General features: G+C 73.6%; 22 protein-coding genes. 10 read left to right on the top strand and 12 right to left on the bottom strand.

Going from position 1 to position 23,258, the window contains the following annotated elements; genetic code table 11:
* Nucleotides 1–15: 15 nt before the first annotated feature.
* The 3 genes from HK417_RS21080 to HK417_RS21070 form a co-directional block, all read right to left on the bottom strand.
* Nucleotides 16–216: a hypothetical protein gene (locus tag HK417_RS21080; RefSeq protein ID WP_222271144.1), complete on the bottom strand. Its 201-nt coding sequence runs from the start codon at nucleotides 214–216 to the stop codon at nucleotides 16–18.
* A 91-nt stretch (nucleotides 217–307) separates the two neighbouring features.
* A complete protein-coding gene (locus tag HK417_RS21075; RefSeq protein ID WP_222271142.1) occupies nucleotides 308–505 on the bottom strand; it encodes a hypothetical protein in 198 nt (65 codons plus the stop codon).
* A 35-nt stretch (nucleotides 506–540) separates the two neighbouring features.
* Nucleotides 541–1,557 (bottom strand): intradiol ring-cleavage dioxygenase, encoded by a 1,017-nt coding sequence (locus HK417_RS21070; RefSeq protein ID WP_222271140.1) that lies wholly within the window; start codon nucleotides 1,555–1,557, stop codon nucleotides 541–543.
* A 143-nt stretch (nucleotides 1,558–1,700) separates the two neighbouring features.
* On the opposite strand from HK417_RS21070, the gene HK417_RS21065 reads away from it, so the two are divergent.
* From HK417_RS21065 to HK417_RS21055, 3 genes are all read left to right on the top strand, one after another.
* The gene (locus tag HK417_RS21065) at nucleotides 1,701–1,991 is read left to right on the top strand and encodes an ArsR/SmtB family transcription factor (RefSeq protein WP_222271138.1); all 291 of its coding nucleotides are present in this window, start codon (nucleotides 1,701–1,703) and stop codon (nucleotides 1,989–1,991) included.
* Nucleotides 1,988–2,371 (top strand): VOC family protein, encoded by a 384-nt coding sequence (locus HK417_RS21060; RefSeq protein ID WP_222271128.1) that lies wholly within the window; start codon nucleotides 1,988–1,990, stop codon nucleotides 2,369–2,371. Before HK417_RS21065 ends, HK417_RS21060 begins: the two co-directional genes overlap by 4 nt.
* Before the next feature lie 183 nt (nucleotides 2,372–2,554).
* The gene (locus HK417_RS21055; protein WP_222271125.1) at nucleotides 2,555–2,956 is read left to right on the top strand and encodes a RidA family protein; all 402 of its coding nucleotides are present in this window, start codon (nucleotides 2,555–2,557) and stop codon (nucleotides 2,954–2,956) included.
* A gap of 87 nt (nucleotides 2,957–3,043) precedes the next feature.
* Here the strand turns inward: HK417_RS21055 and HK417_RS21050 are convergent, their stop codons facing one another.
* From HK417_RS21050 to HK417_RS21015, 8 genes are all read right to left on the bottom strand, one after another.
* Nucleotides 3,044–4,540, bottom strand: a complete 1,497-nt coding sequence (locus HK417_RS21050) for a rhamnulokinase (RefSeq protein ID WP_308123744.1) — start codon at nucleotides 4,538–4,540, stop codon at nucleotides 3,044–3,046.
* Between the two features lie 11 nt (nucleotides 4,541–4,551).
* Nucleotides 4,552–6,588 carry a bifunctional aldolase/short-chain dehydrogenase gene (locus tag HK417_RS21045; protein WP_222271116.1) on the bottom strand — a complete coding sequence of 679 codons (2,037 nt, stop codon included), beginning with the start codon at nucleotides 6,586–6,588 and terminating at the stop codon, nucleotides 4,552–4,554.
* An 86-nt stretch (nucleotides 6,589–6,674) separates the two neighbouring features.
* The gene (rhaI, locus tag HK417_RS21040; protein WP_222271106.1) at nucleotides 6,675–7,844 is read right to left on the bottom strand and encodes an L-rhamnose isomerase; all 1,170 of its coding nucleotides are present in this window, start codon (nucleotides 7,842–7,844) and stop codon (nucleotides 6,675–6,677) included.
* On the bottom strand, nucleotides 7,841–8,212 hold the full coding sequence (locus HK417_RS21035; RefSeq protein WP_222271104.1) for an L-rhamnose mutarotase: 372 nt from the start codon (nucleotides 8,210–8,212) through the stop codon (nucleotides 7,841–7,843). Before HK417_RS21035 ends, rhaI begins: the two co-directional genes overlap by 4 nt.
* 76 nt (nucleotides 8,213–8,288) lie before the next feature.
* The gene (rhaS, locus tag HK417_RS21030) at nucleotides 8,289–9,362 is read right to left on the bottom strand and encodes a rhamnose ABC transporter substrate-binding protein (protein WP_222271102.1); all 1,074 of its coding nucleotides are present in this window, start codon (nucleotides 9,360–9,362) and stop codon (nucleotides 8,289–8,291) included.
* 68 nt (nucleotides 9,363–9,430) lie between these two features.
* On the bottom strand, nucleotides 9,431–10,447 hold the full coding sequence (locus HK417_RS21025; protein WP_222271099.1) for an ABC transporter permease: 1,017 nt from the start codon (nucleotides 10,445–10,447) through the stop codon (nucleotides 9,431–9,433).
* Nucleotides 10,437–11,504 carry an ABC transporter permease gene (locus HK417_RS21020; protein ID WP_222271097.1) on the bottom strand — a complete coding sequence of 356 codons (1,068 nt, stop codon included), beginning with the start codon at nucleotides 11,502–11,504 and terminating at the stop codon, nucleotides 10,437–10,439. The genes HK417_RS21025 and HK417_RS21020 overlap by 11 nt, the downstream gene beginning before the upstream one ends.
* Nucleotides 11,501–13,048 carry a sugar ABC transporter ATP-binding protein gene (locus HK417_RS21015; RefSeq protein WP_222271094.1) on the bottom strand — a complete coding sequence of 516 codons (1,548 nt, stop codon included), beginning with the start codon at nucleotides 13,046–13,048 and terminating at the stop codon, nucleotides 11,501–11,503. The genes HK417_RS21020 and HK417_RS21015 overlap by 4 nt, the downstream gene beginning before the upstream one ends.
* Nucleotides 13,049–13,208: 160 nt before the next feature.
* Between HK417_RS21015 and HK417_RS21010 the strand changes: the two genes are divergently transcribed.
* The 4 genes from HK417_RS21010 to HK417_RS20995 are packed head-to-tail and all read left to right on the top strand — an operon-like array spanning nucleotide 13,209 to nucleotide 17,213.
* Nucleotides 13,209–14,288, top strand: a complete 1,080-nt coding sequence (locus HK417_RS21010) for a LacI family DNA-binding transcriptional regulator (protein ID WP_308123743.1) — start codon at nucleotides 13,209–13,211, stop codon at nucleotides 14,286–14,288.
* Between the two features lie 14 nt (nucleotides 14,289–14,302).
* Nucleotides 14,303–15,100: a (Fe-S)-binding protein gene (locus HK417_RS21005; protein WP_222271091.1), complete on the top strand. Its 798-nt coding sequence runs from the start codon at nucleotides 14,303–14,305 to the stop codon at nucleotides 15,098–15,100.
* Nucleotides 15,097–16,584, top strand: coding sequence for a LutB/LldF family L-lactate oxidation iron-sulfur protein (locus HK417_RS21000; protein ID WP_222271089.1), 1,488 nt, complete (start codon nucleotides 15,097–15,099; stop codon nucleotides 16,582–16,584). The genes HK417_RS21005 and HK417_RS21000 overlap by 4 nt, the downstream gene beginning before the upstream one ends.
* Complete coding sequence (locus tag HK417_RS20995; protein ID WP_222271087.1) at nucleotides 16,581–17,213, top strand: LutC/YkgG family protein; 633 nt, start codon at nucleotides 16,581–16,583, stop codon at nucleotides 17,211–17,213. Before HK417_RS21000 ends, HK417_RS20995 begins: the two co-directional genes overlap by 4 nt.
* Nucleotides 17,214–17,228: 15 nt before the next feature.
* Here HK417_RS20995 and HK417_RS26620 read toward each other — a convergent pair whose 3' ends face one another.
* Nucleotides 17,229–18,830, bottom strand: a complete 1,602-nt coding sequence (locus tag HK417_RS26620; RefSeq protein WP_308123741.1) for an LCP family protein — start codon at nucleotides 18,828–18,830, stop codon at nucleotides 17,229–17,231.
* 227 nt (nucleotides 18,831–19,057) lie between these two features.
* Here HK417_RS26620 and HK417_RS20985 point away from each other — a divergent pair, with 227 nt between their 5' ends.
* The 3 genes from HK417_RS20985 (at nucleotide 19,058) to nirD (ending at nucleotide 23,153) form a co-directional block, all read left to right on the top strand.
* Nucleotides 19,058–20,020 (top strand): acyl-ACP desaturase, encoded by a 963-nt coding sequence (locus HK417_RS20985; RefSeq protein WP_222271063.1) that lies wholly within the window; start codon nucleotides 19,058–19,060, stop codon nucleotides 20,018–20,020.
* A gap of 110 nt (nucleotides 20,021–20,130) precedes the next feature.
* Nucleotides 20,131–22,770 carry a nitrite reductase large subunit NirB gene (nirB, locus tag HK417_RS20980; RefSeq protein ID WP_222271061.1) on the top strand — a complete coding sequence of 880 codons (2,640 nt, stop codon included), beginning with the start codon at nucleotides 20,131–20,133 and terminating at the stop codon, nucleotides 22,768–22,770.
* Nucleotides 22,767–23,153 (top strand): nitrite reductase small subunit NirD, encoded by a 387-nt coding sequence (gene nirD, locus HK417_RS20975; RefSeq protein WP_222271043.1) that lies wholly within the window; start codon nucleotides 22,767–22,769, stop codon nucleotides 23,151–23,153. Before nirB ends, nirD begins: the two co-directional genes overlap by 4 nt.
* Nucleotides 23,154–23,258: the final 105 nt, after the last annotated feature.

The raw sequence follows: 23,258 nt of genomic DNA, 5'->3' as shown, positions 1-23,258 counted from the left end.
CCCGCCCAGGGCGGCTCACGGGCTCAGCGTGGTCCCGAACGAGCCTCCGGCCAGCTTGGCCATCAGCTGCGTGCGGTCCAGGCCGACCGCGGCGAGGGCGTCGCCGTCCCGATCGGTGTCGATCTGCTCGGGCAGCTGCGCGGCCACGGCGTCCGCCGTCTCGTTGTCGCCCTCGGTGTGCAGCACCCGCACCAGCTCGTCCCTGCTGAGCTGCACGGCGCCTCCTCCCCGGCGGGCCCGCCGGCCCGCCCGTCGACGTGGTGCAGATCAGCCTGCCGCCGGTCCCGCGCGGGCGCCAGCCGACGGGTCAGCGCGCCCGCGCCCGCCGCACCAGGAAGGCGCCGGCCCCGGCCAGCACCAGCCCGAGGGCCAGCTGGCCGATGCCGACGACGGTCCGGTCGCTGCCGAACCAGGTGACGCTGGAGACCAGCAGCACGACGGCGATCCCCAGCACCAGCAGGCCGACCAGTCGTTCGTGGCGGCCGCGCGGCGCCGGTGAGGTCATGCCGCCGACCCTACGGACGGACCCGGCGCGCCCGGTCAGGGCGTCGGCCCGCCGGTGGGCGGGGATCCTTCGGGCGCACCGCTCGGCGGGGTGCCACCCGGTCCGCCGGACGGCGGCGCGCCGCCGCTGCCCTCGCCGCCCGGGGCACCGGAGGGGGCGCCGTCGCCGGAGAGCTGACCCCCGGTGGGGGCGGTCGAGGTGTCCACGCCGACGGCCAGCGAGACGGCGTACCCGCTGCTCACGCTGCCGGTGACGGTGCCGAGCTGCAGGGCACCGCCGTCGTCCCCGAAGACGTTGTCACTGTCGAGGCCAACCTGGGCGAGGGTGGCGACCGAGACCTCGTACCCCGCGGTCGCGTAGACCGCCTCGCACGCGTCCTGGGGCAGCGCGACCTGCGACGTCGCGATGGCGCTGGTCGAGTCGGTGATGGAGGCCTCGTCGGGGTACACCTCGAAGTGGACGTGCGGCCAGCGCCCGGTGTAGCAGGCCGGGAAGATGCTGGTGAAGCGGACCGTGCCGGCAGCGTCGGCGAGCTGCACGCCGCGCAGGTAGTTCTCCCCGGTGATCCCGTCGGAGTACAGCGAGTAGCCACCGTCGCGGTCGCAGTGCCAGACGTAGACCGCGACGCCCTCGAAGGGTGCGCCGGCGACCAGGTCGGTCACGGTCAGCTCGAGGGTCATCGGAACGCCCTCGGCGGTGCCGCTCGCGTCGCCGAAGCTGGACCGGATGTCGCTGCGCACGATGCCGCTCTGCTCGAGCACGTCCGGCCCGTTGGAGCCGTCGCCCGGATAGGGCCCGGCCGTCTCGTCGGGGATCTCACCCGAGGCGGTGGACGCCGACGACGCGCTTGCCGACGCACCGCTGCCGCTGGACCCGGAGCCGCAGGCGGCCAGGCCGACACCGGCCACCCCGAGGCCGAGGACGCCCAGCAGCCTCCGGCGGCTGAGCAGGGTGCCGAGGTCGAAGCCGAGCCCCTGGTCGACGACCTCCTCCGCCGGTCTGGGCAGCGGGCGCCCCTCGTACCTGGTTCCGGGCTGCAGGTGGTCTGTCACGTCTCCCCCATCGGTGCCGCGTGCGGATCGGCTCGGAGCATGCACTCCGGAACCACTCCGGCAGCTCGGGAGGACCTGTGCGGGGGCTGTGGAGACACGGGCCCACCTTGACAGGCAAGTGAGCACTTGCCCATGCTTGCCCCGTGGGCGACGTGTTCAAGGCCCTCGCCGACCCGACCCGGCGCACGATCCTCGACGAGCTGCAGGAACGGGACGGCCAGACGTTGTTCGAGCTCTGCAGCCGGCTGGTGATGCGCCACGGCGTGGGCTCCACGCGCCAGGCCGTCTCCCAGCACCTCGACGTCCTCGAGGACGCCGGGCTGGTCAGCCGGCGACGGGAGGGCCGCTACACGTTCCTGCACCTGGACACCGCGCCGTTGCGGGCCATCACCGAACGCTGGCCCACCACCGACCCCCCGGAGGGACCCCCGTGAAGATCGCCATGACCAGCGTCCTCGTCGACGACCAGGAGAAGGCGCTGCGGTTCTACACCGACGTGCTGGGCTTCCTGCCCAAGAACGACGTCCCGATGGGCGAGCACCGCTGGATCACCGTCGTCTCCCCGCAGGCACCGGACGGCGTGGAGCTCGTGCTCGAGCCCGACGCGCACCCGGCCGCCAAGCCGTTCAAGGAGGCCCTGGTGGCCGACGGCATCCCGTACACCGCCTTCGCCGTGGACGACGTGCACGCCGAGCACGCACGGCTCACCGGCCTGGGCGTCACGTTCACGCAGGACCCGGTGGTGATGGGCCCGGTGACCGTCGCCGTCCTCGACGACACCTGCGGCAACCTGATCCAGCTCGTCGCCATGTGAGCCCGGCGGCAGAGGCAGGCTCTCGGCGTCCTGCTCACCAGCCGAAGCCCGCAGGGCACGGAGCGTCGGCTCCCTCGCCGTGTCGATCGCCGCAGGGGACACGCCCCGCCCGTCCACTCCGTCGGATCCACCATGGACTCCCACGTCGGCACCGTCGACCGACAGCCGAGATCAGGAGTCGGGATGAGCGCTACACGGACACCCGTGAACCCGTGGTCGTGGTCGCTCGGCTACGGGTTCAACCAGGCCGAACTGGTGGAGGGCGCGAGCCGGGTACTGGTCCTCTCCGGGCAGGGCGCGGCAGCAGCCGACGGCATGACGCAGCGTGCTGGTGACCTCCCCGGGCAGGTGTCGTTGTCACTGGACAACATCGAGACCGTGCTCAGGGCAGGCGGCATGACGCTGAGCAACGTCGTGCGCATCAACGTGTTCACCACCGACGTCGACGCCATGATGGCGGCCTGGAGTGACCTGGCCAAGCGCTTCCAAGCAGCCGGCGTGGCCCCGACAAGCACGCTCGTGGGGGTGACCCGCCTCGCCTTCCCCGAGATGATGGTCGAGATCGAAGCCACCGCCGTCGACTGAAGCTCCGACTCCGCGGTCCTCCGCGCTGCAGCGTCCGGCGTTGCCGGCCCGCAACCGGGGGCCGACCACCGGCCGCGCCGCGCCGGTTCAGCCGGCCAGGCCCACCCGTTCCCCCGCGGCCCGCCAGCCGGCCTCCGCGCCGGGCGTCGGCAGGTGCAGACGCACGTCCTGGGTGGCGCGCAGCAGCGCCCGCATCTCGGCGAGCCCGCCGGACAGCACCCCGCCCGCGCGGGCCTGGACCAGCGCGTTGCCCAGCGCCGCCGCCTCGACGGGCCCGGCGAGGACCGGCAGCCCGCAGGCGTCGGCGGTGAGCTGGCACAGCAGCGTGTTGCGCGCTCCCCCGCCGACCACGTGCACCACCTCCACGTCGCGGCCGGACAGCTCGGCGGCGCGCCGGACGGTGCGCCGGTAGGCCAGCGCCAGGCTGTCGAGGATGCAGCGCACCGTCTCCGCCTGGCTCGAAGGCATGGTCCGCCCGGTCTCGGCGCAGGCCTGGGCGATCCGGGCCGGCATGTCGCCCGGCGGCAGGAACCGGGCGTCGTCGGGGTCGACCAGCGCGGTGAACGCCGGCACCTGCGCCGCGGCGGCGAGCAGGTCGGGCAGGTCGGCGGGCAGCCCGTGGGCCGCCCAGGTGCGCTGCGACTCCTGCAGCAGCCACAGGCCCATGACGTTGCGCAGGTACCGGACCGTCCCGTCCACGCCCAGCTCGTTGGTGAACCCGGCGGCCCGGCTCTCCTCGGTGAGCACCGGCTTCTCCAGCTCCACCCCGACCAGCGACCAGGTGCCGCAGGAGACGTAGGCGAACCGGTCGGTGGCCGCCGGCACGCCGACGACGGCGGAGGCGGTGTCGTGCGAGCCGACCGCGGTCACCGGCACCGGCCCGGCCAGCCCGGTCTCGGCGAGCACCTCGGTGGTGAGCGCCCCGATCCGGTCCCCCGGCTGGCACAGCGGCGGGAAGAGCGCCCGCGGCAGGCCGAGCCGGTCGATGAGCTCCCCGGCCCACTGCCGGCTGCCGGCGTCCAGCAGCCCGGTGGTCGAGGCGTTGGTGACCTCGGCCCGGACCGCGCCGGTGAGCCAGTGCGCCAGCAGGTCCGGGATCAGCAGCAGCTGCCGCGCTACCCCGAGCTGCGCGGTGCCGCGGGCCGCGGCCAGCTGGAAGACGGTGTTGAACGGCAGGTGCTGCAGCCCGTTGACCCGGTACAGCTGGTCGGGGCCGATGGCGGCGTGCACCGCCGGCACCGCGGTCTCGTGCCGGGTGTCGCGGTAGTGGACCGGATTGCCCAGCAGCGCGCCGTCGGCGTCCAGCAGTCCGTAGTCGACCGCCCAGCTGTCGATGCCCACGCCGTCCAGCCGGCCGGCGTCCCGCCCGGCGGCCCGCAGGCCGTCCAGCACGCCGCCGTACAGCCCGAGGACGTCCCAGTGCAGCGTGCCCGCGGTGCGCACCGGCCGGTTCGGGAACCGGTGCGCCTCGTGCAGCTCCAGCCGCTCCGGGCCGACCCGCGCGGCCATCACCCGGCCGCTGGAGGCGCCCAGGTCGACGGCCGCGAAGGTCCGCTCGCCCCCCTGAGGGGCAGAAGTGGCCACTTCTGCCCCCGTCAGCGGAGGAAGGCGGCGGCGACGCCCGAGTCGACCGGGACGTGCAGCCCGGTCGTGCGGGACAGCTCGCCGCCGGTGAGGGCGAAGACGGCGTCGGCCACGTGCTCGGGCAGCACCTCGCGCTTGAGCAGGGTCCGCTGGGCGTAGAACTTGCCCAGGTCCTCCTCCGCCACCCCGTAGACCGCCGCCCGCTGGGCGCCCCAGCCCCCGGCAAAGATGCCCGAACCGCGCACGACGCCGTCGGGGTTGATGCCGTTGACCCGGATCTGGTGCTCGCCGAGCTCTGCGGCCAGCAGCCGCACCTGGTGCGCCTGGTCGGCCTTGGTCGAGGAGTAGGCGATGTTGCTCGGGCCGGCGAACACCGCGTTCTTGCTGGAGATGTAGACGACGTCGCCGCCCATCCCCTGCTCGATCATGATCCGGGCCGCCTCCCGGGAGACCAGGAAGCTGCCCTTGGCCATCACGTCGTGCTGCAGGTCCCAGTCCCGCTCGGTGGTCTCCAGCAGCGGCTTGGAGATCGACAGCCCGGCGTTGTTGACCACCAGGTCGATCCCGCCGAAGGCCAGCACCGCCTCGCGGAACGCCGCGGCCACCGCCGCGCCGTCGGACACGTCGGCGGCCACCCCCACCGCGACGTCGGTGCCGCCGATCTCGGCGGCCGCCTCGGTGGCCTTGGCCAGGTCCAGGTCGGCGATCACGACGCACGCGCCCTCGGCGGCCAGCCGCAGCGCGATCGCCTTGCCGATCCCGCTCGCCGCGCCGGTGACCAGCGCGACCCGGGTGGCCAGCGGCTTGGGCCTCGGCATCCGGGCGAGCTTGGCCTCCTCCAGCGCCCAGTACTCGATCCGGAACTTCTCGCTCTCGTCGATCGGCGCGTAGGTGGAGACGGCCTCCGCGCCGCGCATCACGTTGATCGCGTCGACGTAGAACTCACCGGCGACCCGGGCGGTCTGCTTGTTGGCGCCGAAGCTGAACATGCCCACGCCGGGGACCAGCACGATCGCCGGGTCCGCGCCGCGCATCGGCGGGCTGTCCGGGGTGGCGTGCCGGGCGTAGTAGGCGGCGTACTCGGCCCGGTAGGCCTCGTGCAGCTCCTTCAGCCGCGCGACGACGTCCTCCACCGGGGCGGTGGCCGGCAGGTCGACCACCAGCGGGCGCACCTTGGTCCGCAGGAAGTGGTCGGGGCAGGAGGTGCCCAGCGCGGCCAGCCGGGGGTGCTCGGTGGCGGCCAGGAAGTCCAGGACGACGTCGGTGTCGGTGAAGTGCCCGACCTGCGGCTTGTCCGTGGACGCCAGCCCGCGGACCACCGGGGCCAGCGCGGCCGCCTTCGCCCGCCGCTGGTCTCGAGGCAGCGCCTTGTAGCCGGTCAGCACCGGCCCGAACGGCTCGGCACGGCCGCGCTCGGCGAGGAAGCGCTCCGCCGTCCGGATGATCTCCAGGCTGTTGGCCTCGCACTGCTCGCTGCTGTCCCCCCACGCGGTGATCCCGTGCCCGCCGAGGATGCAGCCGATGGCCTGCGGGTTCTTCTCGGCGATCGCGGCGATGTCCAGGCCCAGCTGGAAGCCGGGACGGCGCCACGGCACCCACACGACCCGGTCGCCGAAGCACTCGCGGGTCAGCGCCTCCCCCTCGGCCGCGGTGGCCAGCGCGATGCCGGAGTCCGGGTGGAGGTGGTCGACGTGCGCGGCGGTCACCAGGCCGTGCATCGCGGTGTCGATGCTCGGCGCGGCCCCGCCGCGGCCGTGCAGGCAGTAGTCGAAGGCGGCGACCATCTCGTCCTCGCGGTCCACACCCGGGTAGACGTCGACCAGCGAGCGGAGCCGGTCCAGCCGGAGCACCGCCAGGCCGCCCTCCTCCAGCGTGCCCAGGTCACCGCCGGAGCCCTTGACCCACAGCAGCTCGACCGGCTGGCCGGTCACCGGGTCGGTCTCGCTGCCCTGGGCGGAGGTGTTGCCGCCGGCGTAGTTGGTATTGCGCGGATCGGCGCCCAGCCGGTTCGAGCGGCCGAGCAGGTCACTGACCACGGAGTTGGTCACGGTCGATCAGTCCTTCGGGTTGGATCGAGGGGCTTTATCGGGCTCAAGCCCAGGGGCTTGATCGGGCTCAAGCCCGGGGGACGGCGTCAGGCGCCCCAGCCGGCCTGCTGGCCGCCGACGCGCTCGCGGGCGATCCGCTCCTGATGGCCGGAGCGGGCGTAGGCGGCGTACGGGTCGGCGTCCAGGCCCTTGCTCTCGCGCAGCTCGGCCAGCAGCGGGCGGACGTCGGTGCTGAACGCGTCGGTCAGCGCGCCGTGCGCGGCGAGCACGTCCCCGGACTGCTGCGCGGCGTGCAGCGCCTCCCGGTCGACCAGCAGCGCCTTCGCGGTGGCCTCCTGCACGTTCATCACCGAGCGGATCTGGCCGGGGATCTTCGGCTCGATGTTGTGGCACTGGTCGAGCATGAAGTTGACCTGCGACTCCGGGCGCAGCGCGTCCGCCTCGACGATCTCGTTCATGATCCGGAACAGCTGGAACGGGTCGGCCGAGCCGACGATGAGGTCGTCGTCGCCGTAGTAGCGGGAGTTGAAGTCGAACGCGCCGAGCCGGCCGACCCGCAGCAGCTGCATCACGATGAACTCGATGTTCGTGCCCGGCGCGTGGTGGCCGGTGTCCAGCACGACCTGCGCCTGCTCGCCGAGGGCCAGGCAGTGCACCAGCGAGGTGCCCCAGTCGGGGATGTCCATCGCGTAGAAGTACGGCTCGTAGAACTTGTACTCGACCAGCAGCCGGTGCTCCGGGTCGAGCAGGGCGTACACCTGCCGCAGGGAGTCGGCGAGCCGGTCCTGGCGGGCGCGCAGGTCGTCCTGGCCGGCGTAGTTGGTGCCGTCCGGTAGCCACAGCTTCAGGTCGGTGGAGCCGGTGGCCCGCATGACCTCGACGCACCGGGCGTGGTGGTCGATCGCCTTCTGCCGCACCGCCGGGTCGGGATGGGTCAGCGAGCCGAGCCGGTAGTCGTCGTCCTGGAACAGGTTGGAGTTGATCGCACCGATCTGGACGCCGAGGTCGGTGGCGTGCGCGGCGAGCTTGCCGAAGTCGTCGACCAGGTCCCACGGGATGTGCAGCGAGACCCGGGGGGCCACCCCGGTGTAGCGGTGCACCTGAGCGGCGTCCTCGAGCTTCTCGAACGGGTCGCGGGCCACCCCCGGCTGGCCGAACACCTTGAACCGGGTGCCGGAGTTGCCGAACGCCCAGGAGGGCAGCTCGATCGTCTGCTGGGCCAGGGCGTCGAGGGCGCGGGTGCGCTGGTCGGTCACGGCGTCTCTCCGTTCGTTGCGGGGGGCTCCCCGGCCGCCCGCAGCTGGGCGTCGAGGTCGAAGACGAGGTCGAGGGAGGACTTGCCGCGGCCGTCCCCGGTCTCGAAGAAGGGGGCCATCTCGGCCTCCCAGCGGGCGCTCACCTCGGTGGCGTCCACGGCGGCCTGCGCCGCGGCGAGTCCACCCGCGGAGTCGTCGGTCTCGACGATCCCCACGAGCAGGCCGTCCTCGCGCAGGAAGAGCTGGTAGTCGCGCCAGCCGGCGTCGCGCAGGGCGCGCAGCATCTCCGGCCAGACGGCGGCGTGGCGCTCGCGGTACTCGGCGAGCCGGTCCGGGCGGACCTGGAGGGTGAAGCAGACACGAGGCACGGGGGGTTCCTCAGCTCGGGTTGGTGCGGGTCCCGCTGCCGCCGGCCGGCGCACGGCCGGCGGCAGCGGGGACGACTCAGAAGTCGAAGTCGTCGATGTTGTCGGCGTTGAAGACCGTCGGGTCGCCGAGGACGACCTCGCCGTCGGCGCCGACCGTGTACTCGCCCAGCTCGCCGGCCTCGAAGGTCTCGCCCTCGGCGCCGGTGATCTGCCCGGCGGCCAGCGCGGCACCGGCGTAGGCGGCCAGGTAGCCCAGGTCCTCCGGGTTCCACAGCGCGAACGCGGTGACCGTGCCGTCCTTGACGAACTCACGCATCTGGTTCGGCGTGCCCAGGCCGGTCAGCGCGACCCGGCCCTTGTACTCGGAGCCGGACAGGTACCGGGCCGCCGCGGAGATGCCGACGGTGGTGGGCGAGATGATGCCCTTGAGGTCGGGGTAGGTCTGCAGCAGACCCTGGGTCTCCTGGAACGACTTCTCGTCCTCGTCGTCGCCGTAGACGGTCGTGACGATCTCCAGGCCGGGGTGGGCCTCCGCGGCGTAGCTCTTCATGAGCTCGATCCAGGCGTTCTGGTTCGTGGCGTTCGCCGTCGCCGAGAGGATCGCGACCTGGCCCGAGCCGCCGATCTGCTCGGACATCAGGTCGATCTGGGCCTCCGCGATGCCCTGGGGGGTGGCCTGGTTGATGAACAGGTCCCGGCACTCCGGCGAGGTGTCGGAGTCGAAGGTGACGACGTTCGCCCCGCCGGCCCGCGCCTGGTCCAGCGCCGAGCAGATGGCGTTGGGGTCGTTGGCCGAGGTGACGATGACGTCGGCGCCCTGCTGGGTGAGCGTGTTGATGTAGCTCACCTGCGAGGAGGCGCTGGCCTCGGTCGGGCCGACCTCGCTGAACTCACCGTCGATCTCCTGCACGGCGCGCTCACCGCCCGCGTCGGCGACGGCGAAGTAGGGGTTGTTCAGCTGCTTGGGCAGGAAGGCGATGGCCAGGCCCGAGGGGATGTCGGCGTCCGGGTTGGCCGAGGCGCCGGCGCCCGCGTCGGCCGCCGTCTCCTCCTCCCCGCGGGTGGTGCCCCCGCAGGCGGCGGTGGTGACCACCAGGGCCGCGATCGCGGTCCCGGTGAGCAGACGCCGGGCGGTCAGGAAGCTGGTCATTGGTTCCCTCTCTGTGCGCCGGCGCGACGTCGCTGCCGGAGGTCGGTGGATCCGGGGAGGGCTCGGCCTCAGCCCGGTGGTCGTTGTCGCGCCGCCCTCGTCCGGGCCCAGGCGGTGACCTGGGGCGCGACGACGGCGACGATGAGGAGCACGCCGGTGACGATGTTCAGGACGTCGGAGGGCACGTTCACCAGCTGCAGGGCGTTGCGCACCGAGGCCAGCAGCAGCGCGCCGGCAAGCACCCCGAGCAGCCCGCCGCTGCCGCCGAAGATCGACACGCCGCCGAGCAGGATCGCGGCGATCACCTGCAGCTCCAGGCCGGCGGCGTTGTCCGCCCGGGCGCTGCCGTAGCGCAGCGTCCAGAACACCCCGCCCAGCGCGCTGACCACGCCGGCCGCGACGAACAGCCAGAGCTTGGTGCGGGCGACGTCGATGCCGCTGAACCGGGCGGCGTCCTCGCTGTTGCCCATGGCGTACAGCGAGCGGCCGATCGGGGTCGCGTGCAGGAGCACCGCGGTGACCGCGATGAGGACCAGCAGCGGCAGGACGGCGTTGGGGATGCCGGTGCCGCCGATCGAGCCGATCGCCCAGGTGGTCCACGCCCGCGGGAAGTCGGCGACGGCCTGGTCGCCGAGGACGACGAACGCCAGCCCCCGGTAGAGGGCGAGGCTGCCGATGGTCACCGCCAGCGACGGCAGCCCCACCTTGGTCACCAGGAGCCCGTTGACCGCCCCGAGCACCGCGCCCAGCAGCAGGCACAGCGGGATGATCAGCTCCAGCGGCAGCCCGGCGAACCACAGCCTGCCCATCACCGCGCTGCACAGGCCGACCACGCTGGCCACCGAGAGGTCGATCTCGCCGGTGACCACGATCAGCGTCAGCGGCAGCGCGATGAGCGCGATGACCACGACGTCGAGCAGCAGGAAGCCGGCGTTCCGGCTGGAGGCGAAGTTCTCGACGCTGAACGAGGCGATCACCAGGAACAGCACCAGGAAGGTGCTGATCACGCTGCCCGAGGGCAGGGTGAGCCGGCGTCCGCCGGCGCGGGCCGGGGCGCTCGGGGCGGGGGCGGTGTCAACTGCCACGGAGGTTCCTCCCTCGGAGGCGGGCGGCCAGGCGCAGCGTGAGCGTCCGGTCGAGCACGATGGCGGCGATGATCAGCGCGCCGACGGCGGCGTCCCGCCAGAACGGGTTCAGCCCCAGCTGGGGCAGGGCGGTGCCGATCGTGGTGAGCAGCAGGGCGCCCAGCGCCGCGCCCCACGCGCTGCCGGTGCCGCCCGCGATGGCGACCCCGCCGACGACGGCGGCCGCGACCACGTTGAGCTCCAGCCCGGTGCCCGCGGTCGTGTCCAGCGTCTGGAACCGCGCCGCGTAGAGGACGCCGGCCAGCCCGGCGAGTGCGCCGTTGACGACGAACGCCATCAGCACCCGCCGTCCCACCGGTATGCCGGACAGCCGCGCGGCCTCCGGCGCCGAGCCGATGCCGTAGAGCTCCCGGCCGCTGCGGTACGAGCGCAGATACCAGCCGATCACCAGGACGACGGCCACCGCGATGAGGAACAGCACGGGGACGCCCAGCACGCGGGCGCCGCCGAAGGACTTGAAGCCGCTGGGCAGGTCCGCGGCGTTGACCTGCAGCCGGTCGCTGCTGCTGGCCCACAGCGAGTCCAGGCCGCGGATGGCGTAGAGCATGCCGAGGGTGACCACCAGGGAGGGCACCTTGGCGACGGCGACCACCGCGCCGTTGACCAGGCCGCACACCGCGCCCACCGCCGTCCCGGCGAGGAGCGCGACGAGCACCGGCGTGCCGGGCCGGTCGACCAGCAGCGTGCCCGTCGCGTAGGCCGACAGGCCGAGGATCGAACCGACCGACAGGTCGACGTTGCGGGTGATGATCACCATCGTCTGGCCGGCGGCCAGCACGACCAGGATCGCCGCGGAGAGCATCAGGTCGCGGAGGTTCTGCCCGGACAGGAACCGCGGGTTGGCGATCAGCGTGACGCCGATCAGCACGGCCAGCGCGGCCAGGATGCCCAGCTCGCGGACGACGAACAGCCGGTGGGCCAGGGCGGTGCCGCGGCGGGACCGGGCCTCCGCGGCGGCCGGGGCCGCACCCGTCGGGGTCTGCTGGGTCGTCGTCACGACGCGACCCCCAGCTGCGCGGCGCGGGCCGTCTGGCCGGTGGCGGCGAGCATCACGCCGTCCTCGTCGGCCCGGGCGCGCGGGATGTCGTCGACCAGGCGCCCCTCGTGCATCACCAGGACCCGGTCGGCCATGCCGAGCACCTCCGGGAGCTCGCTGGAGATCATCACGATGGCCAGGCCGTCGGCGGCGAGCTGGGACAGCAGCCGGTGCACCTCGGACTTGGTGCCGACGTCGATGCCGCGGGTGGGCTCGTCGACGACCAGCACGGTGGGCTCGGTGGACAGCCACTTGGCCAGCACGACCTTCTGCTGGTTCCCCCCCGAGAGGGTGGACACCGGGTCGCTCAGCTTGCCCGCCTTCACCTGCAGCTTCTTGGTCCACTCCGCCGCCGTCGCGCGCTCCCGGCGGGCGGAGAGCAGGCCCGCGCGGGCGAGCTTCCAGCGCCGGGTGAGGGTGGCGTTGCGCTCGACGGAGAGCTCCATGACCAGTCCCTGCTGACGGCGGTCCTCGGGCACCAGGGCGATGCCGGCGGCCATCGCCGCCGACGGGCTGCCCCCGGCGAGCTCACGGCCGTGCACCCGGACGCTGCCGGCGTCGTAGCGGTCGACGCCGAAGACGGCGCGCATGACCTCGCTGCGGCCGGCGCCGACCAGCCCGGCCAGGGCGACGATCTCGCCGGCCCGGACGTCGAAGGAGATGTCGCTGAAGACCCCGCGCCGGGTCAGACCGCGCACCTCGAGGACGACGTCCCCCGCGGTGACCTCCTGCTTCGGGAAGAGGTCGGCGACGTCCCGGCCGACCATCCGGCGCACCACCTGGTCGACGGTGAGGTCGGCGGCCAGGTCGGTGGAGACCCACTGCCCGTCGCGCATCACCGTGATCCGGTCGCAGAGGTCGAAGACCTCGTCGAAGCGGTGCGAGATGAACAGCACCGCGGCACCCTGGTCGCGCAGCGCCCGGGCCACGACGAACAGCCGCTCGACCTCCACGCCCGAGAGGGCGGCGGTGGGCTCGTCCATCACCAGCACGCGGGCGTCGAAGGACAGCGCCTTGGCGATCTCGACCATCTGCTGGTCGGCGATCGACAGACCGCGGGCCGGGCGGTCGGGGTCCATGTGCACGCCGAGCCGCTCGAACAGGGCGCGGCACCGCTCGGTCAGCGCCTTGCGGTCGATCCGCCGTCCGCCGGCCAGCGGCTGGCGGCCCATGAAGATGTTCTCGGCGACCGACAGGTCGGGGAAGAGCGTCGGCTCCTGGTAGATGACCGCGATGCCGGCGGCCCGCGCGGCGGCCGGGCCGTCGAGGACGAGCGGCTGCCCGTCGAGCAGCACGCGGCCGCTGTCCGGGCCGTGCACCCCGGCCAGGATCTTCACCAGGGTGGACTTGCCGGCGCCGTTCTCGCCGACCAGGGCATGCGCCTCCCCGGCGCGCAGCTCCAGCTGCGCGCCGCGCAGCGCGGCGACCGCGCCGAAGGACTTGGAGACGTCCTGGAGCGCGAGCACCACGGGCGCTGGGGCTCCGGACGGCGTGCCGTCGGCCACGTGACCTCCTCGTCGGGTAGATATGTGAAACGTTTCAGACCGGTGTGGCGCAAACCATAGAGAGGCTGCTAGGAATGTGTCAACCGTCACCGCCATATCGGATTCGGGCCGTGATCCCGGGCCCGGAACGGTGTTGACACGTTTCAAGAGACCGGCCACGGTGAGTCACCGCTACGGTGGCTCCACGCATCCAACGAGGAGGTCAGCGCTGACCGCCAGCATCCGGGACGTCGCCGTGCGGGCCGGTGTCTCGGTGGGCACCGTCAGCAACGTCCTCAACCGGCCCGACGTCGTCAGCCCGCAGACCCGGGAGCGGGTGCAGGCCGCGATCGCCCAGCTCGGCTTCGTCCGCAACGAGTCGGCCCGGCACCTGCGTGCCGGCCGCAGCCGCACGATCGGCCTGGTCGTCCTGGACATCGCCAACCCGTTCTTCACCGACGTCGCGCGCGGGGTGGAGGACGTCGCCAACCCCGCCGGGCTCGCGGTGATCCTCTGCAACTCCGACGACCGCCCGGCCAAGGAGGCCGCGCACCTCGACGTCCTCGCCGAGCAACGGGTGCAGGGCGTGCTGATCACGCCGACCGCCGCGCTCTCGCCGAACCTCCAGGCGCTGCGCGACCGCGGCACGCCGGTGGTCCTGCTCGACCGCCGGGCGCCCGGGCCCGACCAGTGCGCCGTCGCCGTCGACGACGTCCTGGGTGGCCGGCTGGCCGCCGACCACCTGCTCGAGCGCGGGCATCGGCGGATCGCCTTCATCGGCGGCTCGTCGGGGCTCCCGCAGGTCCAGGAGCGGCACGACGGCGTGGCGGCCGCCGTCCGCGACGGCACCGGCAGCGACGACTCGCTCCTCGTGCTGTCCCCCGCCACCCTCACGGTCGCCGGGGGGCGGGAGGCCGCCGCGCAGATCATCGGGATGCCCGCCGGACGCCGGCCGACCGCGGCGGTCTGCGCGAACGACCTCATGGCGCTCGGCGTGCTGCAGGAGATGGTGCGGCACGGGGTCCGGGTGCCCGACGAGTTCGCCATCGTCGGCTACGACGACATCGACTTCGCCGCCGCGGCCGCCGTGCCGCTCACCTCGGTCCGCAAGCCCCGGCAGGAGCTCGGCCGCCGGGCGGCCGAGCTCCTGCTCGACGAGGCCGGGGACGGCGAGCACCAGCACCAGCAACCGGTCTTCGAGCCCGTGCTCGTGGTCCGTGAGTCCAGCATGGTCCGGCGCTCCCGGACCGTCGCGAGCTGAGCGGAGGTCTCAGAGTGAAGGTCGCGCTCTTCGCCACCTGTCTGGTGGACACGATGACGCCGTCGGTGGCACACGCCACCGCGTCGCTGCTGCAACGGCTGGGGCACGAGGTGGTGGTGCCGCCCACCCAGGCCTGCTGCGGCCAGATGCACGTCAACACCGGTTACCGGCGGGAGGCGGTGTCCATCGTCGCCAACCACGTGCGGGCGTTCGCCGGCGCGGAGGCGATCGTGTCGCCGTCCGGTTCCTGCGTCGCCTCGATCCACCACCAGCAGGCCGACGTCGCCCGCCGGGCCGGGGACGAGACGCTGGCCCGGGACGCCGAGGAGCTGGCCGGGCGCACCCACGAGCTGTCCCAGTTCCTGGTCGACGTGCTCGGCGTGACCGACGTCGGCGCCTACTACCCGCACCGGGTCACCTACCACCCCACCTGCCACTCCCTGCGGCTGCTCAAGGTCGGTGACCGGCCGCTGCGGCTGCTGCGCGAGGTGCGCGGGCTGGAGCTGGCCGAGCTGCCCGGCGCCGAGCAGTGCTGCGGCTTCGGCGGCACGTTCGCGGTGAAGAACGCCGACACCTCCACCGCGATGCTCACCGACAAGATGGCCAACGTGCTGTCCACGCACGCCGAGATCTGCACCGCCGGGGACGCCTCCTGCCTCATGCACATCGGCGGCGGGCTCTCCCGGCTGCGGGCCGGCACCCGCACCGTGCACCTGGCCGAGATCCTCGCCTCGACGGAGGAAGCCGTGACCCCGCACCAGAGCACCAAGCCGGCAGTCTCCCGCCCCACCACCCCGGCGGTGACCGCGTGACCGCGACCGTCCCTCCCAAAGCGCCGACGTTCCTCGGCCTGCCCACCGCCCCCCGCGGCGTGGGGCACCTGCGCGGCGACCAGTCGTTCCCGGACGCCGCCCGCACCGCCCTGCGCGACGGCCAGCTGCGCGCCAACCTGGGCCACGCCACCACCACCATCCGCAACAAGCGGGCCAAGGTGGTGGGCGAGGTGGCCGACTGGGAGCAGCTGCGCGCCGCCGGCAAGGCACTGAAGGCCGCGACCATGGCCCACCTCGACGAGCACCTGGAGGAGCTCGAGCGGCAGGTGACCGCCCGCGGCGGCACCGTGCACTGGGCGCGCGACGCCAACGAGGCCAACGAGATCGTCACCCGGCTGGTGCAGGCCACCGGCACCGGCGAGGTGGTCAAGGTCAAGTCGATGGCCACCCAGGAGATCGCCCTCAACGAGGCGCTGGAGGCCGTGGGCATCGAGGTGTTCGAGACCGACCTCGCCGAGCTGATCGTGCAGCTGGGCGAGGACAAGCCCTCGCACATCCTGGTGCCGGCGATCCACAAGAACCGGGCCGAGATCCGGGAGATCTTCGCCCGCACGATCCCCGGGGTGGACCCCGGGCTCACCGACGAGCCGCGCCAGCTGGCGATGGCGGCCCGCAAGCACCTGCGCGAGCGGTTCCTGCGCGCCCGGGTGGCGATCAGCGGGGCGAACTTCGGCGTCGCCGAGACCGGCACGCTCACCGTCGTCGAGAGCGAGGGCAACGGCCGGATGTGCCTGACCCTCCCGGAGACGCTGATCACAGTCATGGGGATCGAGAAGGTGGTGCCCACCTGGCGGGACCTGGAGGTCTTCCTGCAGCTGCTGCCCCGGTCCTCCACCGGCGAGCGGATGAACCCCTACACGTCGACCTGGGCCGGGGTCACCCCCGGCGACGGCCCGCAGGAGTTCCACCTGGTGCTGCTGGACAACGGGCGCACCGCGGTGCTCGCCGACGAGGTGGGCCGGGAGGCGCTGCACTGCATCCGCTGCTCGGCCTGCCTGAACGTCTGCCCGGTGTACGAGCGGGCCGGCGGCCACGCCTACGGCTCGGTGTACCCGGGGCCGATCGGCGCGATCCTGTCCCCGCTGCTGACCGGGGTGGAGGACAACGCCTCGCTGCCCTACGCGTCCTCGCTCTGCGGGGCCTGCTACGAGGTGTGCCCGGTGGCGATCGACATCCCGTCGATCCTGGTGCACCTGCGCGCCGAGCACGTGGAGGCGCAGGAGAAGACCACGGCAGAGGCGGTCGCGTTCCGGGCGCTGGCGAAGGTCATGTCGAACCCGCGGCTGTGGCACCTCGCGCAGCGGGCCTCCCGGCTGGGCCGGCTGCTCTCCCGCGGGCGGCCCACGCTGCCCAACGCCCTACCCCCACCGATCTCCGGCTGGACCCGCAGCCGTGACCTGCCCACCCCGCCGACCAGCACGTTCGTCGAGCAGTGGACCCGCGAGCACCGGAGTGCGAAGTGAGTGCGCGCGAGGAGGTGCTCGGCCGGATCCGGACGGCGCTGGGCGCGACCCGGGCCGCCGTCCCCGACGTCGTCCGGGACTACCGGCAGGCCGGCGAGCACCCGGCGACCGGACCGGAGTTGCTGGACCTGCTGGTCGACCGGGTCGAGGACTACCGGGCCACCGTGCTGCGCTGCGCGCCCGCCGAGGTCGGGGCCACCGTGCGCGCCGCCCTGGACCAGGGGCTCGGCGCCGGCTGGGCGGCCGCCGACGTCGTCGTGGCGCCCGGGCTGCCGGCGGACTGGCGCCCGGAGGGCTGCGACGTCGACGACGACCGCCCACCGGTGCAGCTGGCCGACCGGTCCGCGTCGGTCACCGCCGTGGCGGTGGCCATCGCCGAGACCGGCACCCTGGTGCTGGACGGCTCCCCCGACTGCGGGCGGCGGGCGTTGTCCCTGCTCCCCGACTGCCTGGTGTGCGTCGTGACCGCCGACCAGGTGGTCGGCGGCGTCCCGGAGGGCATCGGGCGGCTGGACCCGCTGCGCCCGCTGACCATGGTCAGCGGACCGTCGGCGACCAGCGACATCGAGCTGCAACGCGTCGAGGGCGTGCACGGTCCCCGCACCCTGCTGGTCGTGCTCGCGGCCTGAGCTGAGCCCGGAGGTTCAGCCCTGCTTGCTGGGCGGCTCGCCCTCGTCGAGCGCGGCCTGCGCCCGCACCGGGTCGTAGGCGCACACGTCGGTGACCGCGGCCGCCGGGTTCCCGGCCGACGTCGGCGCGGCCGACCCCGTCGGCACCGGGGCGGGTGCGGTGGAGGGGGCCGAGGACGGCGCGCTGCCGGTCGGCGTGGTGTCCGCCGGGTCCGCCAGGGCCTGCTGCACCACGGAGCGGATGAGGTCGTAGTCCGGGTAGGCCGGGTTGATCACGGTGTCGTCGAAGACCACGCTGCGGATCGTCTGGCCCTTGACCCGGAACGCGAGGTCCACGACGTCGTCGAGCAGCGACTGCGGCAGGTCGGTGGAGACGATGTCCTGGGTGGTGGCCGCGAGCTGGCGGTAGCGGGCCAGCACGGTCACCGGATCGGCGGCGTCCACGATCGCGTCGATCACGCAGCGCTGCCGGTCCATCCGCAGGTAGTCCGACAGGCCGTACCGGCCGCGCGCGTAGTCCAACGCGCGGGTGCCGTCCATGTGCTGGTCCGGCCCCGGGGCGATGTAGGCGTCGGGGAGCTCCTGCCCCTCGATCCCGTTGACCGGGACGAAGTAGTTGACGTTGACCGTGATGCCGCCGAGGGCGTCGACCAGCCGGGCGAACCCCTCCAGGTTCACCAGCACGAAGTAGTCGATGTCCAGGCCGAGCGCCTCGCCGACGCCCAGCTTCAAGAAGTCCGCGCCCGGGTCGTCCGTGGGCCCCAGGATGTCCGGGTACCACTCGGGCCCGTTGCGGTAGACGGCGTTGAGCAGGCTCTCGGCCTCGCTGCCGGCCTCGAAGCCGTCCGGGTAGACCTCGGCCAGCGGGCTGTCGGCCGGGAACGGCAGGTCCTCCAGGTTGCGGGGCAGGCTGAACAGCGTCGTCCGGCCGGTCTCGGTCTGGACGTTGGCCACGATCACCGTGTCGGTGCGCACGCCCTCGCGCCCCACCCCGCCGTCGCCGCCGAGCAGCAGGAAGTTGACCTCGTCCCGGTTGCCGAACGGGTCGGACCGGTTGCCGAACGGGTCGGACTCGTCGGCCGGGGTGGGCACCGTGGCGCTCTCGCGGTCGGCGAAGACGTTGTCGACCAGCTCGCGCTGCGCGGCGGCGAACTGGACGACGAGGTACGCCGGGCCGGCCACCCCCGCGCACAGCAGCGCGACGACCAGGGCGCCGAGGCCCTTCTGCCACGGCCGGCTGCCGCGCGGCAGCAGCGCGCGGTACCCGGACACGACGACGACCAGCCACACCAGCCCCAGCGCGGCGGCGCCGATGAGGACCCAGCGCAGCGCGGCGGTATCGACCGCGAGCCGGAGGGCCTCCCGCCGCCCGCCGGTGGCCAGCCACACGCCGGCACCGACGAGGAGCAGGAGCAGCACCAGGAGGGTGGCCCCGACCTTGCGGCGGCCGGCGGCGAGGTGGGCCGTGCCGGGCAGGACGGCGCCGACGACGGTGAGCGCGAGAGCGGAGCCGAACCCGCGGCGGCGGGCAGTCGCCACCTCGATCGCCTCCTCGTCACGCTCGGGCGCGCCGGCGTCCCGGCCGGGTCGACGGGACGTCGGTGCGGAGTCGCTCACGCGGGGCCCGTCTGCTCGCCGATGCCGGTCATCCGGACATGTTCCCACTGTTCAGCGCGCTGACACGGGCCCGCGTGACCGCGGCCGAGCATCGGGCGGGCGCGGCGGTGACCTCCGCCTCGACTCCGGCGGACTGTCGATCACCGGAGGGGGTAGGACCCATCCCTGCGGTGTTCTTACGGTGCCGTAGGTTCCGAGACCGTAGGCAACGGACCCAGGAGGCCCTCGTGTCCCAGACGTCGCGCCAGGGGGCGCTGCTCACCGAGCTCGAGCCGGTCGTCGCGGAGAACCTCGACCGCCACCTCGCCTTGGCCCAGGAGTGGCACCCGCACGACTACATCCCGTGGTCCGAGGGGCGGGACTTCGCCCTCCTCGGCGGCGAGGACTGGTCCCCGGAGCAGTCCCGGCTCGACGAGACGGCCAGGGCCGCGATGTTCACCAACCTGCTCACCGAGGACAACCTCCCCAGCTACCACCGGGAGATCGCCACCCGCTTCGGCCGGGACGGCGCCTGGGGGACCTGGGTCGGCCGGTGGACGGCGGAGGAGAACCGGCACGGCATCGCGCTGCGCGACTACCTCGTCGTCACCCGCGGCGTCGACCCGGTGGAGCTCGAACGCGCCCGGATGGACTACATGACCTCCGGCTACGACTCCGGTGACCGGACCCCGCTGCAGACGGTCGCCTACGTCTCCTTCCAGGAGCTTGCGACCCGGGTGAGCCACCGCAACACCGGCAAGGCCACCGGCGACCCGATCGCCGAGCGGCTGCTCGGCCGGATCGCCAAGGACGAGAACCTGCACATGGTCTTCTACCGGAACCTGGTCTCCGGGGCGTTCGACATCGACCCCGACGCCACGATGCGCGCCGTCACCGACGAGGTCATCCGGTTCGAGATGCCCGGCGCGACCATGGCCGGTTTCCGCAAGAACTCGGTGATCATCGCCAAGGCCGGGATCTACGACCTGCGCCTGCACCACGACGAGGTCATCACCCCCGTGCTGCGCGCCTGGAAGGTGTTCGAGCGCACCGACCTCGGGCCCGAGGGCGAGAAGGCGCGCGAGGAGCTGGCCGAGTTCCTGACCGGCCTGGACGCGCAGGCCACCCGGTTCGTGGAGAGCCGGGAGCGGCTGCGGGCCCGGATGCAGGCCAAGCAGGACACCGAGCTCGCCCCCCTGCCCCAGGCCTGACCGGTCGCGCCGCGACCTCACGCGGGGGTCGCGGCCGCTGTGCGGCGGACCTTGCCGTCACGTAACGCCGGTGGCGGCGGCGCGTAACGACGCGGTCATAACTTCCCCGCATGACGTTCGCAGACTGCCGACAGCTGGTCGTCGTCGGCGGGGGCATGGTCGCCCACCGGCTCGTGGAGGCGCTGGTCGACCGCGGCGCCGTCGCCGAGGGCGGCTGGCAGGTGACCGTGCTGGCCGAGGAGCCGCGGGCGCCCTACGACCGGGTCGCGCTCACCTCCTACTTCTCCGGCCGTGACCCCGACGACCTCTCCCTCGGCCAGCCGGGGCTCTGGGACACCCCGGGGGTGCAGCTGCGCCGCGGGGAGGCGGTCACCGCGATCGACCGGGACGCTCGCCGGGTCACCACGAGCGCCGGCCGCGAGGTCGGCTACGACGCCCTCGTCCTGGCCACCGGGTCCTCGGCGTTCGTGCCGCCCGTGGGAGGCCGGGACCTGTCCGGCTGCTTCGTCTACCGCACCGTCGACGACGTCGCCGCGCTGAGGCAGTTCGTGGCCGACGCCGCCGCGCGCCTGCAGGGACGCCGGACCCCGCGCCGGGTGGTGGGTGCGGTCGTCGGCGGTGGGTTGCTGGGGCTGGAGGCGGCCGGCGCGCTGACCGCGCTGGGCGTGGACACCCACGTGGTCGAGTTCGCCCCTCGGCTGATGCCGCTGCAGGTCGACGAGGGGGGCGGGGAGGCGCTGGCCCGCCTGGTCGGTGCGCTCGGCGTGCAGGTCCACGCGGGGACGGCGACGGCGCGGCTCACCGCCGGCCGCGACGGCCGGGTGGCGCGGATGCACGCCGCCGAGGGCTCCGCCGCCGGTCTCGACCACCTGGACGTCGACGTCGTCGTCTTCGCCGCCGGCGTGCGCCCGCGCGACGAGCTGGCCCGGGCGTGCGGCCTCGCGGTCGGCCCCCGCGGCGGGATCGCCGTGGACACCACCTGCCGCACCGAGGACCCGGCGATCTGGGCCGTCGGCGAGGTCGCCAGCGTGGCGGGCCGGACCTACGGCCTGGTGGCGCCGGGCTACACGATGGCCGAGATCGTCGCCGACCGGCTGCTCGGGGGCGCGGCCGAGTTCCCCGACCCCGACCTGTCCACCAAGCTCAAGCTGCTCGGGGTCGACGTGGCCAGCTTCGGAGACGCGTTCGGCACCGCGCCGGGCGCCCTGTCGGTCGTCTACGGCGACCCCGTGGCCGGCGTCTACAAAAAACTGGTCCTCTCCGACGACGCCCGCACCCTGCTCGGCGGGATCCTGGTCGGTGACGCGGGTGCCTATGCCGCGCTGCGCCCGATGGTGGGCCGGGAGCTGGGTGGTGACCCGGCCGCGTGGCTGCTGCCGGAGGGCGCCGAGGGCGGCCCGGTCACGGCCGGGCTGCCCGACGACGCCGCGGTCTGCTCCTGCAACAACGTCTCCGCGGGCGCCATCCGCGACGCGGTGCGCTGCGACGGGTGCACCGACCTCGGTGCGGTGAAGGCGTGCACCCGGGCCGGCACCAGCTGCGGCTCCTGCCTGCCACTGGTCAAGAAGCTGGTCGGCACCGAGCTCGAGGCCGCCGGCGTGGCGGTCAGCACGGCCCTGTGCGAGCACTTCGACGTGAGCCGGGCCCAGCTGTTCGACATCGTCCGGGTGACCGGGATCAGCAGCTTCAGCGAGCTGGTCGACCGGTACGGCCGGGGCCGGGGCTGCGACATCTGCAAGCCCGTCGTCGCCTCTGTGCTGGCCAGCCTCGACGGCCGGCACGTCCTGGACGGCGAGCGGGCCACGCTGCAGGACACCAACGACCACGTGATGGCCAACATCCAGAAGGACGGCACCTACTCGGTGGTGCCGCGGATCCCCGGCGGCGAGGTGACCCCGGAGGGCCTGATCGCCATCGGCGAGGTGGCCCGGGACTTCGGCCTCTACACCAAGATCACCGGCGGGCAGCGGATCGACCTGTTCGGTGCCCGGGTCGAGCTGCTGCCGGCCATCTGGCAGCGCCTGGTGGACGCCGGCTTCGAGTCCGGCCATGCCTACGGCAAGGCGCTGCGCACGGTGAAGTCCTGCGTCGGTTCCACGTGGTGCCGCTACGGCGTGCAGGACTCCGTGGCCCTCGCCGTCGCACTGGAGCTGCGCTACCGGGGGCTGCGGTCCCCGCACAAGATCAAGCTGGGGGTGTCCGGCTGCGCCCGCGAGTGCGCCGAGGCGCGCGGCAAGGACGTCGGCGTGATCGCCACCGACAAGGGCTGGAACCTCTACGTCGGCGGCAACGGCGGGTTCACGCCGCGGCACGCGCGGCTGCTGGCCGAGGACCTGGACACCGCGACGCTGGTCCGCACGATCGACCGGTTCCTCGTCTACTACGTGCGCACCGCCGATCGGCTGCAGCGCACCGCGCCCTGGCTGGAGGAGATCGAGGGCGGCCTGGACCACGTGCGGGCCGTCGTCCTGGACGACAGCCTGGGCATCGCCGCCGACCTCGACGCGGCGATGGCCGCCCACGTCGAGGGCTACACCGACGAGTGGCGGGCCACCCTCGAGGACCCGGAGAAGCTGCGGCGCTTCGCCTCCTTCGTCAACGCCCCGGACTCCCCCGACCCGTCGCTGGCCTACGTCGTCGAACGCGGCCAGCCACGACCGATGACCGCCGACGAGCGCGCGGACGACGCGACCGGCCGGTCCGGCGCCGTCCTCGTCGCCGGACCGCGCCTGGAGGTGCTCCACCCGTGACCACCCTCGCCCCCTCTGCCGACGCGGACCCGGACGCCAGTCCCTGGACGCCGGTCTGCGCCGTCGCGGACCTGCAGCCCGAACGCGGCGTCGCCGCCCTGGTCGACGGCCGGCAGGTGGCGCTGTTCCGGCTGTTCGACGGCAGCGTGCACGCCGTGGGTCACCGCGACCCGTTCAGCGCCGCCTACGTGATCGCCCGCGGCATCGTCGGCACCCGGGGTGAGGTCCCGACGGTCGCCTCGCCGATGTACAAGCAGGTCTTCGACCTGCGCACCGGCGTGTGCCTCGACGCCCCGGACGACGCCGCGGTGCGGCTGCCGGTGCACGCCGTCCGGCTGCGGGAGGGACTGGTCGAGGTCGGTCCGCCGCTCGCATCCCGGTGAGCGAGCGGGGAGCCGAGCTGCACAGCACCCTGCCGCCGGGAGCCGAGCCGCCACCCCTCGCGGGGTACCCGGTCGCGGTCACCGCGGCCCGCCGACGCGAGGAGC

It is taken from the genome of Modestobacter marinus (genome assembly GCF_019799945.1).
GTDB lineage: Bacteria > Actinomycetota > Actinomycetes > Mycobacteriales > Geodermatophilaceae > Modestobacter > Modestobacter marinus_B.
Note: the sequence above shows the minus strand (reverse complement) of the source record. Positions and strands in the feature narration are given on the sequence as shown.

Excerpts from the sequence above, each read along its gene's own strand:
- HK417_RS21075 (WP_222271142.1), bottom strand. The coding sequence starts at position 505 with ATGACCTCACCGGCGCCGCGCGGCCGCCACGAACGACTGGTCGGCCTG.
- HK417_RS21055 (WP_222271125.1), top strand. The coding sequence starts at position 2,555 with ATGAGCGCTACACGGACACCCGTGAACCCGTGGTCGTGGTCGCTCGGC.
- rhaS (WP_222271102.1), bottom strand. The coding sequence starts at position 9,362 with ATGACCAGCTTCCTGACCGCCCGGCGTCTGCTCACCGGGACCGCGATC.
- nirB (WP_222271061.1), top strand. The coding sequence starts at position 20,131 with ATGACGTTCGCAGACTGCCGACAGCTGGTCGTCGTCGGCGGGGGCATG.